Origin of the sequence: Bowmanella denitrificans (assembly GCF_039522935.1) — a bacterium.
GTDB lineage: Bacteria > Pseudomonadota > Gammaproteobacteria > Enterobacterales > Alteromonadaceae > Bowmanella > Bowmanella denitrificans.
This window is the reverse complement of sequence record NZ_BAAAEI010000002.1, coordinates 143,049-158,616: the sequence shown is the minus strand read 5'-3', so window position 1 is coordinate 158,616 and position 15,568 is coordinate 143,049. Positions and strand designations below refer to the sequence as shown.

Here is a 15,568-nt window from a genome sequence, read left to right as displayed (position 1 = left end):
ATAGCCATGAGCATGGGAATTCGCGTTCAACTCTGCCTGATGATGTTTCTGCAGTTTTTTATCTGGGGCGGCTGGTTTGTCACTCTTGGTACATTTCTAGGCAATAATCTGGGGGCCAGTGGTAATCAGATTGGGATGGCCTTCTCTACCCAATCGTGGGGGGCCATTATCGCGCCTTTTGTGATTGGTTTGATTGCCGACCGCTACTTTAATGCCGAACGTATTCTTGGCATCTTGCATTTACTGGGGGCGGTGTTGATGTACTGCCTGTATAGCGCCGACAGCTTTGACGCCTTTTACCCCTATGTGCTGGCCTATATGCTCGCTTATATGCCCACCCTGGCGCTGGTTAACTCGGTGTCATTTGGCCAGATGCAGGAGCCGGCCAGGGAATTTGGCAAAATTCGGGTTTGGGGCACCATCGGCTGGATTGTCGCCGGTCTGGTGATCAGCTATGTGTTCTCCTGGGATGCCAAAGACGCCATTGCCCAGGGCATGCTGAAAAATACCTTCTTGCTCTGCGCGGCGGCATCATTGCTGCTGGGCCTGTTCAGTTTCAGCCTGCCGGCCACACCGCCCAAAGCCAATAACGGACAGACCAGCCTGGGGCAAATGCTGGGGCTGGACGCCCTGGCCATGCTGAGAGATCGCAATTTCCTGCTGTTTTTTGTGTCTTCCATTCTGATCTGCATCCCCCTGGCATTCTACTACCAGAATGCCAATCCCTTTCTGACCGAAATCGGCGTGGAAAACGCCACGGGTAAAATGACCCTGGGACAGGTATCTGAAGTCCTGTTTATGCTGGCCCTGCCGGTGTTTCTGCAACGTTTTGGTATCAAGCTCACCTTACTGGTCGGTATGGGTGCCTGGGCCCTGCGCTATGTACTGTTTGCCTTTGGTGATGCTGATGGTGCGGTGGTGATGTTGCTGCTGGGCATCGCCCTACACGGCATTTGTTATGACTTCTTTTTTGTCTCCGGGCAGATATACACCAATGCCAAGGCCAGCGAACAAAGCAAAAGTGCGGCACAAGGTCTGATTACCCTCGCCACATACGGTCTGGGTATGCTGGTTGGTTTTTGGGTAGCGGGCCGGATTACCGACCTGTTTGCCCAGGGCGGTGGCCATGACTGGCAACACATCTGGCTGTATCCGGCCGGTTTTGCCGCTGTGATCTTTGTGCTGTTCCTGCTTAGCTTCAAAAACGAACGGATTGAAAGCCATGAATAGCACGCGCCGGCAACTGTTTAAAGGGCTGGCGCTGGCAGGGGGCCTTAGTGCACTCCCATCCCTGACTCTGGCTTCAGGTCCAGCTCAGAAGGGCTTGAAGGGCCATATACGCCACTCGGTAAGCCGCTGGACCTATGCTGATTTGTCCCTTGAAGAACTTTGTCAGGTAGTCAAATCCCTGGGCTTTGCCGCCATTGATTTGGTCGGGCCAGAGGATTGGCCGGTCCTGAAAAAGTATGGGGTAGACGCATCCATGTGTAATGGTGCCGAGCTGAATTTGACGGATGGCTGGTGCGACACCGCATTTCATCCGCAATTGATTGCCCGTTATCTGCGGCATATCGATTTGGTCGCCGATGCAGGCTACAGAAATTTGATTTGCTTTAGCGGCAATAAGCGCGGAATCAGCCCACAGGTGGGTCTGGCTAATGCTGTCACTGGCCTGCAGCAGGTTTTGCCGCACGCCGAGAAACGCGGCGTGGTTTTGCAGATGGAACTGTTTAACAGCAAGGTGGATCACCCCGACTATATGGCAGATAACTCCGCCTGGGGTATCGCGTTATGCAAAGCGCTGGGCAGCGAACACTTTAAGCTGCTGTATGACATTTACCATATGCAGATTAATGAAGGCGACATTATTCGTACTATTCAGGATAACCATGGCTATTTCGGCCACTACCACACGGCCGGTGTGCCAGGACGCCATGAGATAGACGACAGCCAGGAACTGAATTATGCCGCCATCGCCAGAGCCATTAAAGCCACCGGCTTTAGCGGTTACCTGGCTCAGGAATTTATTCCCACACCACCGGACAAAGCAGGAAAGATCGCCTCACTGCGCGACGCTGTGCACATTTGTGACCAGTAATATTGATAACAACAGCCGGTGGACTTGAAGAGGTAAAAGACCATGTCAGTCAATGAATATGACGCAATTGTAGTGGGCTCGGGTATCAGTGGCGGCTGGGCCGCCAAGGAACTGTGCGAAAAGGGCCTGAGGGTGCTGATGCTGGAACGCGGCCAGAATATTGAGCATATCAAGGATTACAAAAATGCCCATAAAGAAGCCTGGGACTACCCGCACCGCGATGTTCCCACCCAGCAGATGAAGCTCGACTATCCGGTCATCCGCCGTGATTACCCGCTAAATGAATCCACCTTTGGCATGTGGGCCAATGAAAAAGATGCCCCCTACATTGAAGACAAACGTTTCGACTGGTTTCGCGGCTATCATGTGGGCGGCCGCTCGCTGCTGTGGGGCCGACAGAGCTACCGCCTGAACCCCGAGGATTTTCAGGCCAATGGCAAGGAAGGTATCGCGGTAGACTGGCCTATTCGTTATGAAGACGTGGCGCCCTGGTATGACTATGTAGAACGTTTCGCCGGTATCAGCGGCAACCGGGATGGCCTGGACGTATTACCAGACGGGCAATTTCAGGCGCCGATTCCCCTTAACTGCGTGGAGAAAGACGTGGCCGCGCGACTGCAAAAAGCCTTTAAGGGCACTCGCCACCTGATTAACAGTCGTAGCGCCAATATGACCGAACCCAAACCGGAACAGGGCCGGGCAAACTGCCAGTATCGAAACAAATGTTGGCTGGGCTGCCCCTTTGGTGGTTACTTCAGCACCCAATCGGCCACCTTGCCGGCCGCCATGAAAACCGGCAACCTGACCCTGCGTCCCTTCTCTATTGTCTCAAAGGTGTTGTATGACAAAGATAAGAAACGCGCGACCGGGGTCGAGATTATTGATGCACAGACCAACCAGGTTATTGAGTACAAGAGCAAAATTGTCTTCTTAAACGCTTCGGCCCTGAATACTGCCTGGTTGTTGATGAACTCCGCCACCGATATCTGGGAAGGCGGCCTGGGCAGCAGCAGCGGCGAACTGGGTCACAATGTGATGGATCATCATTTCCGCGTTGGCGCGTCTGCCGATGTGGAAGGCTATCTGGATAAATATACTTTTGGTCGGCGGCCCGCTGGCTTCTATATTCCGCGCTTTCGTAACTGGCACAATGACAAACGCGACTATTTACGTGGCTTTGGTTATCAGGGCAGTGCCGGTCGTCAGGGCTGGCAGAAGGATATTGCTGAACTGGGCATTGGTGCCACGCTCAAAGCCGGCATGACCGAGCCGGGGCATTGGGGCATTGGTATGTCAGCCTTTGGTGAGATGCTGCCCTACCACGAAAACCGGGTTTATTTGAACCACCAGGTAAAAGACAAATGGGGACTGCCGGTATTGGCCATAGACGTAGAAATTAAAGCCAATGAGCTGGCGATGCGTAAAGATATGCAGCAGGACGCGATGGAAATGTTTGAAGCAGCCGGACTGAAAAACGTGCGGGGCTATGACAGCGATTATGCCCCTGGCATGGGCATTCACGAGATGGGAACGGCCCGCATGGGCCGTGACCCCAAGACCTCGGTACTGAACAAACACAATCAAGTATGGGACGCGCTGAATGTCTTTGTCACCGACGGTGCTTGTATGACGTCCGCCTCCTGCGTGAATCCATCCCTGACTTATATGGCACTGACCGCCAGAGCGGCAGACTATGCAGTGGCAGAACTGAAGCGAGGAAACCTGTGATGGACAGACGCGAACTACTCAAGTTTATTGGCGCCGCAACCGGGGCGGCCTTTGTCGGTAATGCCCTGGCCTGGACACCCGTGCCCAGCGCCACACCACTCAAAGCAGCCGGTTTTAGTGCTGAAGATTTGGCCTATTTAAACGACATCGCCGACTGCATTATTCCGCGCACCGATACCCCAGGGGCAAAAGACGCCGACGTAGGGCGTATCATGGCCATCTGGGTCGCCGATTGTTATTTACCTGCCGAGCAGGCATTGTTTAAGCAAGGTATGACACAGATTAACAGCGAAGCGCAATCCCGTTTCGGTAAGCCGTTTTTACTGCTGGACAATGCACAGCGCCATAGCCTGTTATCCGGGCTGAATGAAGCCGCGTATCAGTATAACCGTGAAAACCAGATTGACCATTGGGAGTTGGGCCGCCCCGGCGGCAGACCGGATCAGCCCCGCCCCCTGCCACATTATTTCACCTTGTTTAAGCAACTGACCTTGCTGGGCTTTTTTACTTCAGAGATAGGCGCCACCAAAGTGCTTCGCTATGTGGCCGTGCCCGGCCGCTATGACGGTGAGTTTCCGTATCAAAAAGGTGACAAAGCTTGGGCGACCTGATTTTACCGATAAAGAGAATAACCATGAACAGCAGCAAACTATCCAGCTTAGCCATGGGGCTGATACTGGCCAGTCACAGTGCCTGGGCCCAGAGCGATATGGAAAAGCAAGCACAGAAAACCGAAGTCTGGGAGCCTGAGCCGCAGATTATCGCAGCGCCGGACAATGCGCCTCCGTCCGATGCCACCGTGTTGTTTGGCGGGGCCGGGTTAAACGCCTGGCAAAGTGTAAAAGGCGGTGACGCTGCCTGGACAGTAAAAGACGGCGTGATGACCGTCAAACCCGGCAGCGGTGATATTCGCAGCAAGGCAGAATTCTGCGACGTTCAGTTGCATCTGGAATGGCAGGTGCCTGAACCCGATCCCAACATGCAGGGGCAACAGCGCAACAACAGCGGTGTATTTCTGCAGCAGCGCTACGAGATTCAGATCCTGGACTCGTACCAGAATCGCACCTACAGCAATGGCCAGGCGGGCGCCCTGTATAAGCAGGTGATACCGCTGGTAAACGCCATGCGCTCGCCCGGGCAATGGCAAAGCTACGACATTATCTTCACCGCGCCCCGATTTGACGGCAGTAAACTCAGCCGTCCTGGCTATATCACCGTGCTACACAATGGTGTAGTGGTGCAAAACCATACGGAAATTCAGGGCAACACGGTGTGGGTAGGCGAGCCCAGCTATGAAGCCCACGGCTGTGCCCCTATCCAGTTGCAGGACCACGGTAATCTGGTCAGCTTCCGTAATATTTGGGTACGCCCGCTATGACCAGCAGTTTGGTAATCCAGCGCCGCAGTCTGCTGAAAGGACTTGGGGTGTTGTTTGGCGTACAGGCGGCCCAGAGTTTATTAGGTGGCAATGCGCTATCGGTGGCCATGGCGTTTGCCCAGTCTGCGCCGCGCCAACTGCAGGTCTTCAGTGCTGAACAAATGCGCGTGCTGGCCATTATTGGCGATCTGACTATTCCTCAAACCGATACCCCCGGCGCATTAGCCACGGACAGTCATTGGTTTGTGGACAATCAGTTAAAGCACTGTTTTGCAACCGAGACTCAGACTTCGGTCAAGCAGATTCTGGATAAAATCATCACCAGGGCCCAGGCACTGCTGAGCCTGCCATTTACTGATGCCACAACGCAACAGCAACTGACACTATTGCAAGCACTGGAAAGCAGCCAGTCGGGCTTTGATGGCGCCGATACAAAAGCCTTTAAGCAACTTAAAGCACTACTGGTGTTTGGCTTTTTTACCAGCAAGGTGGGTATGACGCAGTTACTCCAATACGACCCGGTGCCCGGCGGGTTTAAAGGCTCTATTGCCTACGCCTCGGTCGGTAAGGCATACAGCGGCGGTTTTCCGTTTTAAAAGGCAGCGCAGATGCAAGATAACAACATAGTTCAGCAGTCCGATCAGGAATTTGATGTATTAGTGGTGGGCTCGGGTATCACCGGTGGCTGGGCTGCCAAGGAATGCTGTGAAGCTGGCCTGAAAACCCTGCTGATTGAACGGGGCCGGTTGGTAGAACATCGTAAGGATTATCCCACCGAGGGCAAAGGCCCCTGGCAATATCCGACCCGCACCGTGGCCGACAATCTGCTGACCATGCAACATCAGGCCATTCAACAGCAGTGTTATGCGTTTAACGATACCACCAAGCATTTCTTTGGCAATGACCGCGACCTGCCCTACAGCACCGAAGACGGCACCGAGTTTAGCTGGATACGGGCCAATCAACTGGGCGGTAAGTCCCTGCTGTGGGCACGTCAGACCTTCAGATTGAGTGATTATGACTTAACCGCCAACGCCAAAGACGGCCATGGTATCGACTGGCCCATTCGCTATAAGGATTTGGCGCCCTGGTACGACTATGTAGAAACCTTTGCCGGTATTGCCGCCGCCCGCGACAATCTGCCACAACTGCCTGACAGTATCAGCCAACCCGCCTTTGAGCTAACCAAACCCGAGCTGGACTTTCAGGCCACTGTGGCCGAGCATTTTCCCGACAAACCCATGGTGGTGGGGCGCTGTGCCCATCTTACCCAGCCCAGCCAGATTCATCTGGAACTGGGTAGGGTTACTTGCCAGGCCCGTTCCGAGTGCTACCGCGGCTGCTCATTTGGTGCATATTTTTCCACCCAAAGTGCCACCCTGCCAGCAGCAGCCCGGACCGGCAATTTGCATATAGCCCCAAACAGCGTGGTGCACAGCCTGATTTTTGATGAATCCAAACAGCGTGTCACCGGCGTGCGGGTGGTCGACAACGACAATCTCAGTCAGCGTGAATACCGCGGCAAGATCGTGTTTTTATGTGCTTCAACCCTGGGCTCGACTCAAATTCTGCTCAACTCCACCAGCAAGACCTTCCCCAATGGCCTGGCCAATTCCTCGGGTGTATTGGGCCGCTATCTGATGGATCATAATTACAATGCCTGGGCTTCAGCCCGCATTCCGGGCTACGAGCAGGAATACTACCGGGGCCGCCGCCCGACAGGTATTTATATTCCCAACTTTCACTTTGAGCCGTCCCGCTATCATAAGGATTTTGTACGCGGTTATGCCCTGGCCGGTGGGGCCACGCGCGGTAGTTGGCAGGGTATGAGTCAGCAGGATGGTTTTGGTGAAGCCTTTAAGCAAAGCCTGACCCAGGCTGGCCCCTGGCAGATCTGGATGGGGGCGCAGGGGGAAATGCTGCCCCGGGCAGATAATCAGGTTAGCCTGCATCCCAGCAAAAAAGACAAGTGGGGTATTCCGCAATTGCATTTTAATTGCCGCTGGTCGGATAACGAACTGACCATGATGCAGCACGCCGCCGAGACCATTAAACGCATGATGCAGGTGGCCGGTTTTGAAGATATTCAGGCCCAGGCCACTCAGGCCCCGCCGGGTCTGGCCATTCACGAAGTAGGTAGCGCCAGAATGGGACAGGATCCCAAGCAGTCGGTGTTGAATAAATTTAATCAGTGCCACGATGTGCCCAATGTATTTGTCACCGATGGTGCCAGTTTTTGTTCGTCAGGGGTGGTGAACCCGTCCCTGACTTTTATGGCCCTGACCGCCAGGGCAGCTCACTATGCCATTGACCAGTTTAAAGCCGGGCGCCTGTAGCGCCTTCAACCTAAGGATTTATTATGAAAAAACGTCCGTTTTTGGCCGCGTTGTTTTGCCTGTTGCCCTTTGCCATGGTTAAAGCTGACAGCCAGTTCCCCAAAATCAGCGTGCAGCTTTGGTCGGTAAAAGACGACATCAAACGGGATATCGACGACACGCTGGCCAAGCTGGCCGCCATGGGTTTCGAGGGAGTGGAATTTGCCGGTGTTTTTGGCCCCTATGCCGACCAGCCCGCTGCCCTCAAGGCGCGTTTGGATGAACTGGGCCTGGCCTGCTCCGGTGCCCATATTGGCTTTGATGCCTTAAATGAAACCAACCGCTATCGCACCCTGGCCTTTTATCAGGCCCTGAACTGCCCGACCTTGATTGTACCCTGGGATGAGCGGGCCTTTGCCGCCGATACCGTTAAACAGACGGTAGCGGATTTAAATCAGTTCTACCCACTGGTCAGTGCCTATGGCCTGCACTTTGGCTATCACAACCATGCCCAGGAATTTTCTTCCGGGGGGCACGGCAGTAAAACCTTGTGGGACTATATTGCCAGTCATACTCCAGACGATTTAGTGTTGCAGCAGGATGTGGGCTGGAGCTATTTTGCCGGTCATGATCCAGCGGCCTATGTACGGTCCTACCCCGGTCGCACCCTGACCACGCACTACAAGGCCAAACTGCGCGACAGTGACAAGGGTAAGAAAACCCTGATCGGCCAGGATGGTATCAACTGGCAACAGTTGCTTAGTGCCAATATTGAAGTGGGCGGCACCCACTGGCTGGTGGTGGAGCAGGAGGAATATCCGGATAATCTGACGCCAATGCAAGCGGTGGAAAAGTCCAAGCAGGGCCTGGATAAAGAGATTCAGCGCTGGAGAAAAACAACAAAATAGTTATACAGGCACGACTGTAAAAACAGGATGCTCTTCCTGCATGGCTGGCGGATGGGACGATCTATTCGCCCCATCCACATTTCAAGCATTTAGCGCTCTCCACAATATTGGTTACACATTCACCCTTATGTGCAAATTTTATTGTTTACAAATCACACAGTATCGGTAGGATGGTTTTGCGCATGGTTAAGTATCGATGCGCGTGTTTAGGATGTTTATCACCATAAATGGCGGGGATTTAACAGGTAGTTTGTAATCACTCTAGCTATTATTTTGCTGACAGGCGTGCTCGTTTTCTATGCTACATCCGGCAGCAACATGCATATGGCTTTGCATAAATATCTAAGACAAATGCTGGAGGCGTAGTCTCAAGGCCTTCATCAGGCGTCTAAATCACCCACTCTTCGCTTTAAAAGGACTGAACATGAAGAAAAAAACCACTCTATTCGCTTCTACAACCGCATTACTTTGTGCATTAACGCTGAGCGGCATCGCCCAGGCAGCAACAGTTACCTATCATTGGGGACCTGCACGCACATCAGAAGCACAGGCTAAACAAAATGCAATTAATGGGTTACTTGCCAGGTATCCGGCCGCAACCAATGTCTATGCAATTTGTACCATGCCACCGAATGTATGGGAGCCTGTATACAGCTGCACTGCATACGGCACAATTTAGCTCACAGACCACGCGGAGGCAGCTTTCCTGGAGGCTGCCTCCTTTCAAACCACTCATCAGAGATACTGGTCGTCAATGAAGTCCAATTGACAGTCTTTAAGTACCAGTTTCACAAATCTGACACTGGAGAAAGTCAGCACATCAACTACTGTTAGGGTTCTTTGCCTCAGAAAGGATACTCAATATGAAGCTGGCCATACTCTCTTGCGAACCTCATAACTACAGCACCCGCCGCCTCAGAGAGACCGCAGAAGCGAAAGGACACAAGGTTAAAGTATTTAATACGCTTAAGTTCGCCATTGACCTGGAGCGCGGAACCCCAGCTTTGTATTATCGCCAGCAGCAACTCACCGACTATGATGCGGTATTACCTAGGATCGGCGCGTCTATTACCTATTTTGGCACCGCAGTGGTCAGGCAATTTCAGGAAATGGGGATTTTTTGCGCCAACAGCGCCCATGGCATTTTGAACTCCCGCGACAAACTGCGTTCGCTGCAATACCTGAGCCGCCACCATGTGGGCATTCCCAAAACCAACTTTGTGCGCGATAAAAAAGATGTGCTACCGGCCATTGGCCGGGTTGGCGATGCCCCGGTTATTATCAAACTGATTGAGGGTACTCAGGGCATCGGCGTGCTGCTGGCAGAAAGTAACAAAAATGCCGAAGCCATTATTGAACTGCTGCAAAGCCAGAAACAGAACGTGCTGGTGCAAAAGTTTGTGGCTGAGAGTAAAGGTAAAGATATACGCGCCATAGTAGTGGGCAACAGAGTGGTGGCGGCGATGCGCAGGGTGGCGCAGGGCCAGGAATTTCGCAGCAATGTGCACCGCGGCGGACTGGCTGAACCAGTAGAGCTGGATGAGCATTACACAGAGACGGCCATTCGTGCCACCCAGATTCTGGGCCTGCAAATCGCTGGTGTGGATATGCTGGAAGGCAAAGACGGGCCACAGGTTATGGAAGTCAATTCGTCACCAGGATTGCAGGGCATTGAGAGCTGCACCCATCTGGATATTGCCGGCGCCATCATTGACTATATTGGTGCCCAGGTGGATTTTCCCGAAATCGATATTCGCCAGCGCCTGACCGTTAGCCGCGGCTATGGAGTCAGTGAACTGATCCTGCCGGAAGGCTCATATTTACTGGGCAAAAGCTTGCAGGAGTCAGGTCTGCATGATTTGGATATTAATGTGCTGACCCTGTACCGCGGTAGCAAGGTCATTCCCAACCCCAAAGCCAGCCGGGTGTTAGAAGCCGGAGACAAGCTGTTGTGTTTCGGCAAGCTGGAGTCGATGCGCACCCTGATTCCACCTAAAACCATTGAAAACCGCAGCCCGCTGATTGCACCGCTACCCTGAACGGAGGATGGCAGTCATAGCAACAGGCTGACGGCAGGCGCTTGCGGCAATGTATAACCTTTTGCTCTGACTGAGCAGCAATTGAACTTGATTGCCCCATCCAGGGGCGTCACATTATCTGCTCATTGAGTAACCCCAAGGAAATGCCATGTCCCAGTTCGATCAGGTTTCAATTATTCGCAAGGCCAATATCTATTTTGACGGCAAGGTCACCAGTCGCACGGTGGTTTTCGCGGATGGCAGCCGCAAAACCCTGGGCATTATGCAACCAGGAGAATATGAATTTGCCACCAGCGAAAAAGAATTGATGGAGATTCAGGCTGGCAGACTGCAGGTCAAGCTGCCCGACCAGGACTGGCAAGTCTTCACCGGCGGCCAGCAATTTTATGTGCCGGCCAATGCCGCTTTTCAGGTCAAAGTGGAAGATGTGAGCGATTATTGCTGCAGCTACCTTGCCGATTAATCCAAGGGCTGCCTGGCTCTGGCAATGGCAGCAGCAACCGCAGCCAGTGCCTGTGGGCTGTTTTTCCAGCAGTTGCTGCCCAACATAGAGGCGACCCGCTGGGCAATGGTGGCTGGTTCATATCCGGCCAGCATGGCAAAAGAGTCAATACCGATTTCCTCGAAACGTTTGACAACCGTTGGCCCGACTCCTTTAACGGCCAGCAGGGCGGCCTTTTCCTGTTGATTAAAGCCCATGATGCTCTTCCTTAAGCTGCTTTAACGCTCTCTGATATTTGCGTTCGGTAAGATGCCAAAGAATCAACGCAAAGGCCAACCCGGCCAGTGGCCAGACTAACAGATGCACCCACACTGCTTTGGACCACCAACCGTCGACAAAGGGTTGATTGATATACAACATAATCAACAACATGGGTAAACCCCAGGCAACTGCGTTAATCAGGATAAACTTACCTTTGCCCGCGGCGCGGGTTTGTTGCCAGGCTTGCAATTCCTCTGTTTTCATGGCGTTTCCGTTGAATAAAGCTGGTGTTATCTTATCCCGGTCAGACGCTTACCGAAAGGCTGGTTTATACTCAGAAGGTCAACACGCACTGCAGGAACACAAATGGAAAAGGTACAAGGTATTGGTGGGCTATTTTTCAGAAGCCAGAATCCCAGCGCCCTGGCAGACTGGTATAGCCGTCACCTGGGCGTGGATATTATGCAGTCGGTGTGGCAACAACAAAGCGGTCCCACAGTATTTATGCCGTTTTCTGCAGACACTGATTACTTTGCCGCCAATCAGCAGTGGATGATCAATTTTCGTGTGCAAAATCTGGACGCCATGCTGGCACAACTAAGGCAAGCCAATATCGACATTGAAACCCGTGCAGAATGGGATTCAGAGATAGGCCGCTTTGCCCGCATCCACGATCCGGATGGTAACCCGATTGAGCTGTGGGAGCCGGGCAAAGGGGCTGATCAGTAAACCTTTACTCTGGATAAGGGCTGTCGCTTTGCGGACGTAACTGGCGCTGCAGCCCCATTAATAAGTTACGTAGGATCTGATCTTTGCATTCCCGGTAATTCTTGTGGTCGGGCTTACGGAAAAACGCGCTCAGCTCGTGTTTGCTTAAACGAAAGTCCACCAGTTGCATGGTTTCCAGCACATCCTCGGCGCGCATATTCAGGGCAATACGCAACTTCTGAAATATCACATTGTTGTTAAGACGCTCTTTTACTACGGGCTGCTCGCCTTCACGTTTACCTCGCTTGGTGTTGATAAGCCCATCCAGATACAACCCCAGCTCGGCATCGCTCAAGGCCACAAATTGCGCGTCGTCGTCTTTTCTCAGCCAATTGTGCAGTTGCTGAACCGACACCTTGTGATCCGCCGCAGCGAAGATCTCCACCATAGCGTTATCTTTAAAATCAAAGGCATAGCGAACACGTCGTAAAATGTCGTTGTTGGTCAAAATAGATCCTAATCGGTTTCAGCATGTTCAACACGAAGATGCGGGCGTTAAGTATAACAAGGCGGGCTAAATGGTGACAGACCAGCGTCAGGCCTGATCCTGGACAACATAGAGCCTGGCCAGTGCCTCGGCCATTTTCTGCATCTGTGTGCGCAGAGCTTGCGGTGACAGCACTTCCACCTCTGCACCAAGCCGCAAAAGCTCGCTGGCACTATGTGACACAGAGCCCACCGGTATCTGCATCTGCTGCCAGCCCTGACTGTCTGGCTCACCCATTTCCACACAACGCTGCAACTGATAAGGCGATAAAAAGGCTTTCAGCCACCGGCGGCCCGACTCTGAGAGTTTCACCAGCGCGGTCTGGTTATACAGCTGTTCTTCCATACGCTGCAGGCTCTGTTGCCAATAGGTCGGCAAATTAAAATCAGGTGGCCGCACAAAACTTTCGCTGAGCACCTCAAGTTCAAGGATACGGGCCACCCGGTAAGTGCGTATGTCCTCGCCAACCTGACCGGCCAGATACCACTGCCCACTTTTTTGCACCAGGCCTAAAGGGGCAATAACCCGTTCCTTCTCTGCCTGCCAACTGCGATAACGCACCTGAATTTTCTGTTGCCTGCGCACGGCATCGCTCAGGGCAGCCAGATAAACCGGATGATCTGCTTCGCCAAACCAGGCAGGTGCATCCAGATAAAAACGGCTGCTCATCAGTTGGGCATCACCGCGCTGTTTGGCCGGTAAGGCAGCCAGTAGTTTAAGCTGGGCATCGGCTACCGCATTACCCAGCCCCAGCTCCGAGGCCTGGCCCGCCAGCCCAAGCATAAACAGCGCCTCGGCCTCATCCCCTGACAAGCCATTGAGTTGGGTGCGATGCCCTTCCACCAGTCGATAGCCCCCTTCGCTACCGCGCTCGGCATACACCGGAATACCGGCGGCACTTAAGGCGTCCATATCCCGGTAGATGGTGCGCAGGGAAACCTGACAATCCTCTGCCAACTGCTGCGCGGTGACCTGCCCTCTGGCCTGCAAGGTAATAAGAATGGAAAGCAATCGACTGGCACGCATAAATTCTTTTTTAAACCTGACACAAACTGACAGGTATGGTGCCGTATCTTGTTGGCAATAGCTAACCGCTAGTCATCAACAGGAGAGAAAATTTATGTCCCAACCATCCACTCTGACCTTTTATCATGCCCCGCAATCCCGCTCGTCAGTGGCTCTGACCCTGCTGGAAGAGATGCAGGTGCCCTATGAATTAAAGCTGATTAATATCAAAGCCGGTGAGCAGCGCCAGGCCGATTATCTTGCCATCAACCCGCTGGGTAAGGTGCCAGCCCTGGGTCACAAGGGCAAAATTATTACCGAGCAGGTGGCGATTTTTATTTACCTGGCAGATTTGTATCCGCAGTGTCATCTGGCGCCGGCCTTTGACGACCCGCAACGCGGGGAATATTTACGCTGGATGGTTTACTACGCAGCCTGCTATGAGCCGGCTATGGTAGACAAATTTATGCAAAGAGAGCCTGCTCCGCAGTCCACCTCAGTATACTGCGATGAACATACCATGCTGGAAACCGTGTTGACGCCGCTACGTAATCAGCCCTACCTGCTGGGAGAAAAAATCAGCGCCGTGGATATCTTATGGGGCAGTGCGTTTACCTGGGGGCTGATGTTCGAGATGCTGCCGCGCCTGCCGGTGATCACCAAGTATGTAGACAGGGTCTGTAGCCGCCCCAGCGCACTGAAGGTGCAGACGCTGGACCAGCAATGGGCTGAACAACATCAGGCGCAAGCTGACGCCCAAAAATAACAGCTCCATGCAGAAAACACGTAAGGTCTGGCTTTAAGCCTTTATGTCAGGCGCGGCCCGGGAATAGCAGACTGCAACAACACATGGCAGTCTTCTATTTAACAATGGGTTAGTATCTTCCCTGACAGCTAACCGCTTTATCCCAGATGGGCTGACGCCCCAATAACTCCACCGCAGTCACCTCACTGGTTCCGTCTGGGTACGTCACTGTTGTTACAAGATACTCTGTCTCATAACCAATTATCGTCCTATGTGATGTACAACCGGCCCCACTCATATAGGTTGAGGCTTCCCGCCCAGACATGTAGTTTCCATTCCCACCATGTCTTGCTTCTTCAAATTGCGCAAACGTAAAACTGTTTGCCAATCGACTGCGGTCCATATCAACCTGAATTTTCGGTGGAACCCCACTATGTTCACTAGGGGTTATAGTCAACACCAATACTGAACCATCCTTAAACTTAAAAGGAAAGTCGAAAGCCCGATCTCTTTCTTTAATATTGATGGAGAAGCTGCCCAAATCAATGCTGATACCATCAATTATGCGACTCCATGTGGATGGTGGTTGATTATGTTGAGCATCCACACCGTCTATCCACCTGTTTAAAGAGGTCTTACATTCACTATAGAATGAATAAGCTATCGCTGTAATACATCCCCCAGCATTTGGCATTTGAGTATCCGATGCAATTCCTTCCCCTGTTGCAGCCGCACTAGAGTCTGTGCCAAAGGGATAAATACTATTCATCGATTCACCCAACTGATTGATAAAACTGCCATCATTCTGCTGGGTAAAATTATATTTTTTGCCCATTAAGACATAAGTTTGATTTAACTGCTGGAATTTACCGGCTACCTCATCAATCTTGCCCGCAGTACTCTGACTGCGGACATGGTAGGTACCAATTTGTTTCTCAATACGCCACCGCTGGGCAGTACCAGCGCGGGCAAAGATAATAAAAAATTCCACCGCAGCGTAAGCATTGTCCGCACTACCAGAACAAGAGGGATCCTGAGGGTTTTGCTCACACTCAGGGTTAAAAGGGGGGCCAATTAAAAACTCGGCCCGCCTTTGCAAGGCCTGTTCACTGAGATCGTCACAGCGACTGGCCATTGAGGTGATATCCGTATCACAGAGGTAGAGTTGGGAAAGGGTGTTACTGGCCAGCGGCTCGGTCAGACTATTAAAATCCGCTTTCGTTTGGTTGCTAATGCCAGCAGTAAATAAAAAGATCAGAAGTAATAAAAGATTAAAAAATTTGCTATCCATACAATATCCTTAATAAATTATCCTGCTTTTCCTGCGTTTTAAACGCAAAAAAAGCGTAGCAAATTCTCTCCGCATTTCAAATTAGTGGAAAAACTAAAAATAC

General features: G+C 52.3%; 18 protein-coding genes and 1 pseudogene. 14 read left to right on the top strand and 5 right to left on the bottom strand.

The features are described 5' to 3' along the window. The first annotated feature begins 12 nt into the window (after positions 1–12). From ABD028_RS01975 to ppnP, 12 genes and pseudogenes are all read left to right on the top strand, one after another. Positions 13–1,230, top strand: coding sequence for a nucleoside permease (locus ABD028_RS01975; protein WP_343841249.1), 1,218 nt, complete (start codon positions 13–15; stop codon positions 1,228–1,230). Further along, the gene (locus tag ABD028_RS01970; RefSeq protein ID WP_343841102.1) at positions 1,223–2,098 is read left to right on the top strand and encodes a hydroxypyruvate isomerase family protein; all 876 of its coding nucleotides are present in this window, start codon (positions 1,223–1,225) and stop codon (positions 2,096–2,098) included. Before ABD028_RS01975 ends, ABD028_RS01970 begins: the two co-directional genes overlap by 8 nt. Positions 2,099–2,140: 42 nt before the next feature. Then, the gene (locus ABD028_RS01965; protein ID WP_343841100.1) at positions 2,141–3,826 is read left to right on the top strand and encodes a GMC oxidoreductase; all 1,686 of its coding nucleotides are present in this window, start codon (positions 2,141–2,143) and stop codon (positions 3,824–3,826) included. Further along, positions 3,826–4,437: a gluconate 2-dehydrogenase subunit 3 family protein gene (locus tag ABD028_RS01960; RefSeq protein ID WP_102798081.1), complete on the top strand. Its 612-nt coding sequence runs from the start codon at positions 3,826–3,828 to the stop codon at positions 4,435–4,437. Before ABD028_RS01965 ends, ABD028_RS01960 begins: the two co-directional genes overlap by 1 nt. Before the next feature lie 53 nt (positions 4,438–4,490). Then, on the top strand, positions 4,491–5,204 hold the full coding sequence (locus ABD028_RS01955) for a 3-keto-disaccharide hydrolase (RefSeq protein ID WP_343841247.1): 714 nt from the start codon (positions 4,491–4,493) through the stop codon (positions 5,202–5,204). Further along, positions 5,201–5,800, top strand: coding sequence for a gluconate 2-dehydrogenase subunit 3 family protein (locus ABD028_RS01950; protein WP_343841097.1), 600 nt, complete (start codon positions 5,201–5,203; stop codon positions 5,798–5,800). Before ABD028_RS01955 ends, ABD028_RS01950 begins: the two co-directional genes overlap by 4 nt. Positions 5,801–5,812: 12 nt before the next feature. Beyond that, complete coding sequence (locus ABD028_RS01945) at positions 5,813–7,540, top strand: GMC oxidoreductase (protein WP_343841095.1); 1,728 nt, start codon at positions 5,813–5,815, stop codon at positions 7,538–7,540. 23 nt (positions 7,541–7,563) lie between these two features. Further along, positions 7,564–8,427: a sugar phosphate isomerase/epimerase family protein gene (locus ABD028_RS01940; protein ID WP_343841093.1), complete on the top strand. Its 864-nt coding sequence runs from the start codon at positions 7,564–7,566 to the stop codon at positions 8,425–8,427. 424 nt (positions 8,428–8,851) lie between these two features. Then, the gene (locus ABD028_RS01935) at positions 8,852–9,106 is read left to right on the top strand and encodes a hypothetical protein (RefSeq protein ID WP_343841090.1); all 255 of its coding nucleotides are present in this window, start codon (positions 8,852–8,854) and stop codon (positions 9,104–9,106) included. 184 nt (positions 9,107–9,290) lie between these two features. Further along, positions 9,291–10,214: pseudogene (locus ABD028_RS01930) on the top strand (ATP-grasp domain-containing protein); the annotation flags it as partial. Continuing rightward, on the top strand, positions 10,191–10,466 hold the full coding sequence (locus tag ABD028_RS01925) for a cation:proton antiporter regulatory subunit (RefSeq protein WP_425542046.1): 276 nt from the start codon (positions 10,191–10,193) through the stop codon (positions 10,464–10,466). The pseudogene ABD028_RS01930 and the gene ABD028_RS01925, both read left to right, overlap by 24 nt. 148 nt (positions 10,467–10,614) lie before the next feature. Beyond that, positions 10,615–10,929: a pyrimidine/purine nucleoside phosphorylase gene (gene ppnP / locus ABD028_RS01920; RefSeq protein ID WP_102798076.1), complete on the top strand. Its 315-nt coding sequence runs from the start codon at positions 10,615–10,617 to the stop codon at positions 10,927–10,929. Here the strand turns inward: ppnP and ABD028_RS01915 are convergent. Both ABD028_RS01915 and ABD028_RS01910 read right to left on the bottom strand, forming a co-directional pair. Further along, on the bottom strand, positions 10,926–11,165 hold the full coding sequence (locus ABD028_RS01915) for a helix-hairpin-helix domain-containing protein (protein WP_102798075.1): 240 nt from the start codon (positions 11,163–11,165) through the stop codon (positions 10,926–10,928). The two genes, ppnP and ABD028_RS01915, sit on opposite strands and share 4 nt — an antisense overlap. Beyond that, entirely contained in the window at positions 11,155–11,433 is a 279-nt protein-coding gene (locus ABD028_RS01910) for a hypothetical protein (protein WP_343841086.1), read from the bottom strand. Before ABD028_RS01910 ends, ABD028_RS01915 begins: the two co-directional genes overlap by 11 nt. Positions 11,434–11,535: 102 nt before the next feature. On the opposite strand from ABD028_RS01910, the gene ABD028_RS01905 reads away from it, so the two are divergent. Then, entirely contained in the window at positions 11,536–11,898 is a 363-nt protein-coding gene (locus tag ABD028_RS01905) for a VOC family protein (protein WP_343841084.1), read from the top strand. A 4-nt stretch (positions 11,899–11,902) separates the two neighbouring features. Here the strand turns inward: ABD028_RS01905 and ABD028_RS01900 are convergent, their stop codons facing one another. Together ABD028_RS01900 and ABD028_RS01895 are read right to left on the bottom strand one after the other, a co-directional pair. Then, a complete protein-coding gene (locus ABD028_RS01900; protein WP_343841082.1) occupies positions 11,903–12,385 on the bottom strand; it encodes a YehS family protein in 483 nt (160 codons plus the stop codon). Between the two features lie 87 nt (positions 12,386–12,472). Then, positions 12,473–13,450 carry a helix-turn-helix transcriptional regulator gene (locus ABD028_RS01895; protein ID WP_102798071.1) on the bottom strand — a complete coding sequence of 326 codons (978 nt, stop codon included), beginning with the start codon at positions 13,448–13,450 and terminating at the stop codon, positions 12,473–12,475. 94 nt (positions 13,451–13,544) lie between these two features. Between ABD028_RS01895 and ABD028_RS01890 the strand changes: the two genes are divergently transcribed. After that, positions 13,545–14,195 (top strand): glutathione S-transferase family protein, encoded by a 651-nt coding sequence (locus tag ABD028_RS01890; protein ID WP_343841079.1) that lies wholly within the window; start codon positions 13,545–13,547, stop codon positions 14,193–14,195. A gap of 109 nt (positions 14,196–14,304) precedes the next feature. On the opposite strand, the gene ABD028_RS01885 is transcribed toward ABD028_RS01890, so the two are convergent. After that, complete coding sequence (locus ABD028_RS01885; RefSeq protein WP_343841076.1) at positions 14,305–15,465, bottom strand: hypothetical protein; 1,161 nt, start codon at positions 15,463–15,465, stop codon at positions 14,305–14,307. Positions 15,466–15,568 lie beyond the last annotated feature (103 nt).

What these genes read in the sequence shown, in the direction of transcription:
- ABD028_RS01975 (WP_343841249.1), top strand. Translation starts at nt 13, where the DNA reads ATGGGAATTCGCGTTCAACTCTGCCTGATGATGTTTCTGCAGTTTTTT.
- ABD028_RS01970 (WP_343841102.1), top strand. Translation starts at nt 1,223, where the DNA reads ATGAATAGCACGCGCCGGCAACTGTTTAAAGGGCTGGCGCTGGCAGGG.
- ABD028_RS01965 (WP_343841100.1), top strand. Translation starts at nt 2,141, where the DNA reads ATGTCAGTCAATGAATATGACGCAATTGTAGTGGGCTCGGGTATCAGT.
- ABD028_RS01960 (WP_102798081.1), top strand. Translation starts at nt 3,826, where the DNA reads ATGGACAGACGCGAACTACTCAAGTTTATTGGCGCCGCAACCGGGGCG.
- ABD028_RS01955 (WP_343841247.1), top strand. Translation starts at nt 4,491, where the DNA reads ATGGGGCTGATACTGGCCAGTCACAGTGCCTGGGCCCAGAGCGATATG.
- ABD028_RS01950 (WP_343841097.1), top strand. Translation starts at nt 5,201, where the DNA reads ATGACCAGCAGTTTGGTAATCCAGCGCCGCAGTCTGCTGAAAGGACTT.
- ABD028_RS01945 (WP_343841095.1), top strand. Translation starts at nt 5,813, where the DNA reads ATGCAAGATAACAACATAGTTCAGCAGTCCGATCAGGAATTTGATGTA.
- ABD028_RS01940 (WP_343841093.1), top strand. Translation starts at nt 7,564, where the DNA reads ATGAAAAAACGTCCGTTTTTGGCCGCGTTGTTTTGCCTGTTGCCCTTT.
- ABD028_RS01935 (WP_343841090.1), top strand. Translation starts at nt 8,852, where the DNA reads ATGAAGAAAAAAACCACTCTATTCGCTTCTACAACCGCATTACTTTGT.
- ppnP (WP_102798076.1), top strand. Translation starts at nt 10,615, where the DNA reads ATGTCCCAGTTCGATCAGGTTTCAATTATTCGCAAGGCCAATATCTAT.
- ABD028_RS01915 (WP_102798075.1), bottom strand. Translation starts at nt 11,165, where the DNA reads ATGGGCTTTAATCAACAGGAAAAGGCCGCCCTGCTGGCCGTTAAAGGA.
- ABD028_RS01910 (WP_343841086.1), bottom strand. Translation starts at nt 11,433, where the DNA reads ATGAAAACAGAGGAATTGCAAGCCTGGCAACAAACCCGCGCCGCGGGC.
- ABD028_RS01905 (WP_343841084.1), top strand. Translation starts at nt 11,536, where the DNA reads ATGGAAAAGGTACAAGGTATTGGTGGGCTATTTTTCAGAAGCCAGAAT.
- ABD028_RS01895 (WP_102798071.1), bottom strand. Translation starts at nt 13,450, where the DNA reads ATGCGTGCCAGTCGATTGCTTTCCATTCTTATTACCTTGCAGGCCAGA.
- ABD028_RS01890 (WP_343841079.1), top strand. Translation starts at nt 13,545, where the DNA reads ATGTCCCAACCATCCACTCTGACCTTTTATCATGCCCCGCAATCCCGC.
- ABD028_RS01885 (WP_343841076.1), bottom strand. Translation starts at nt 15,465, where the DNA reads ATGGATAGCAAATTTTTTAATCTTTTATTACTTCTGATCTTTTTATTT.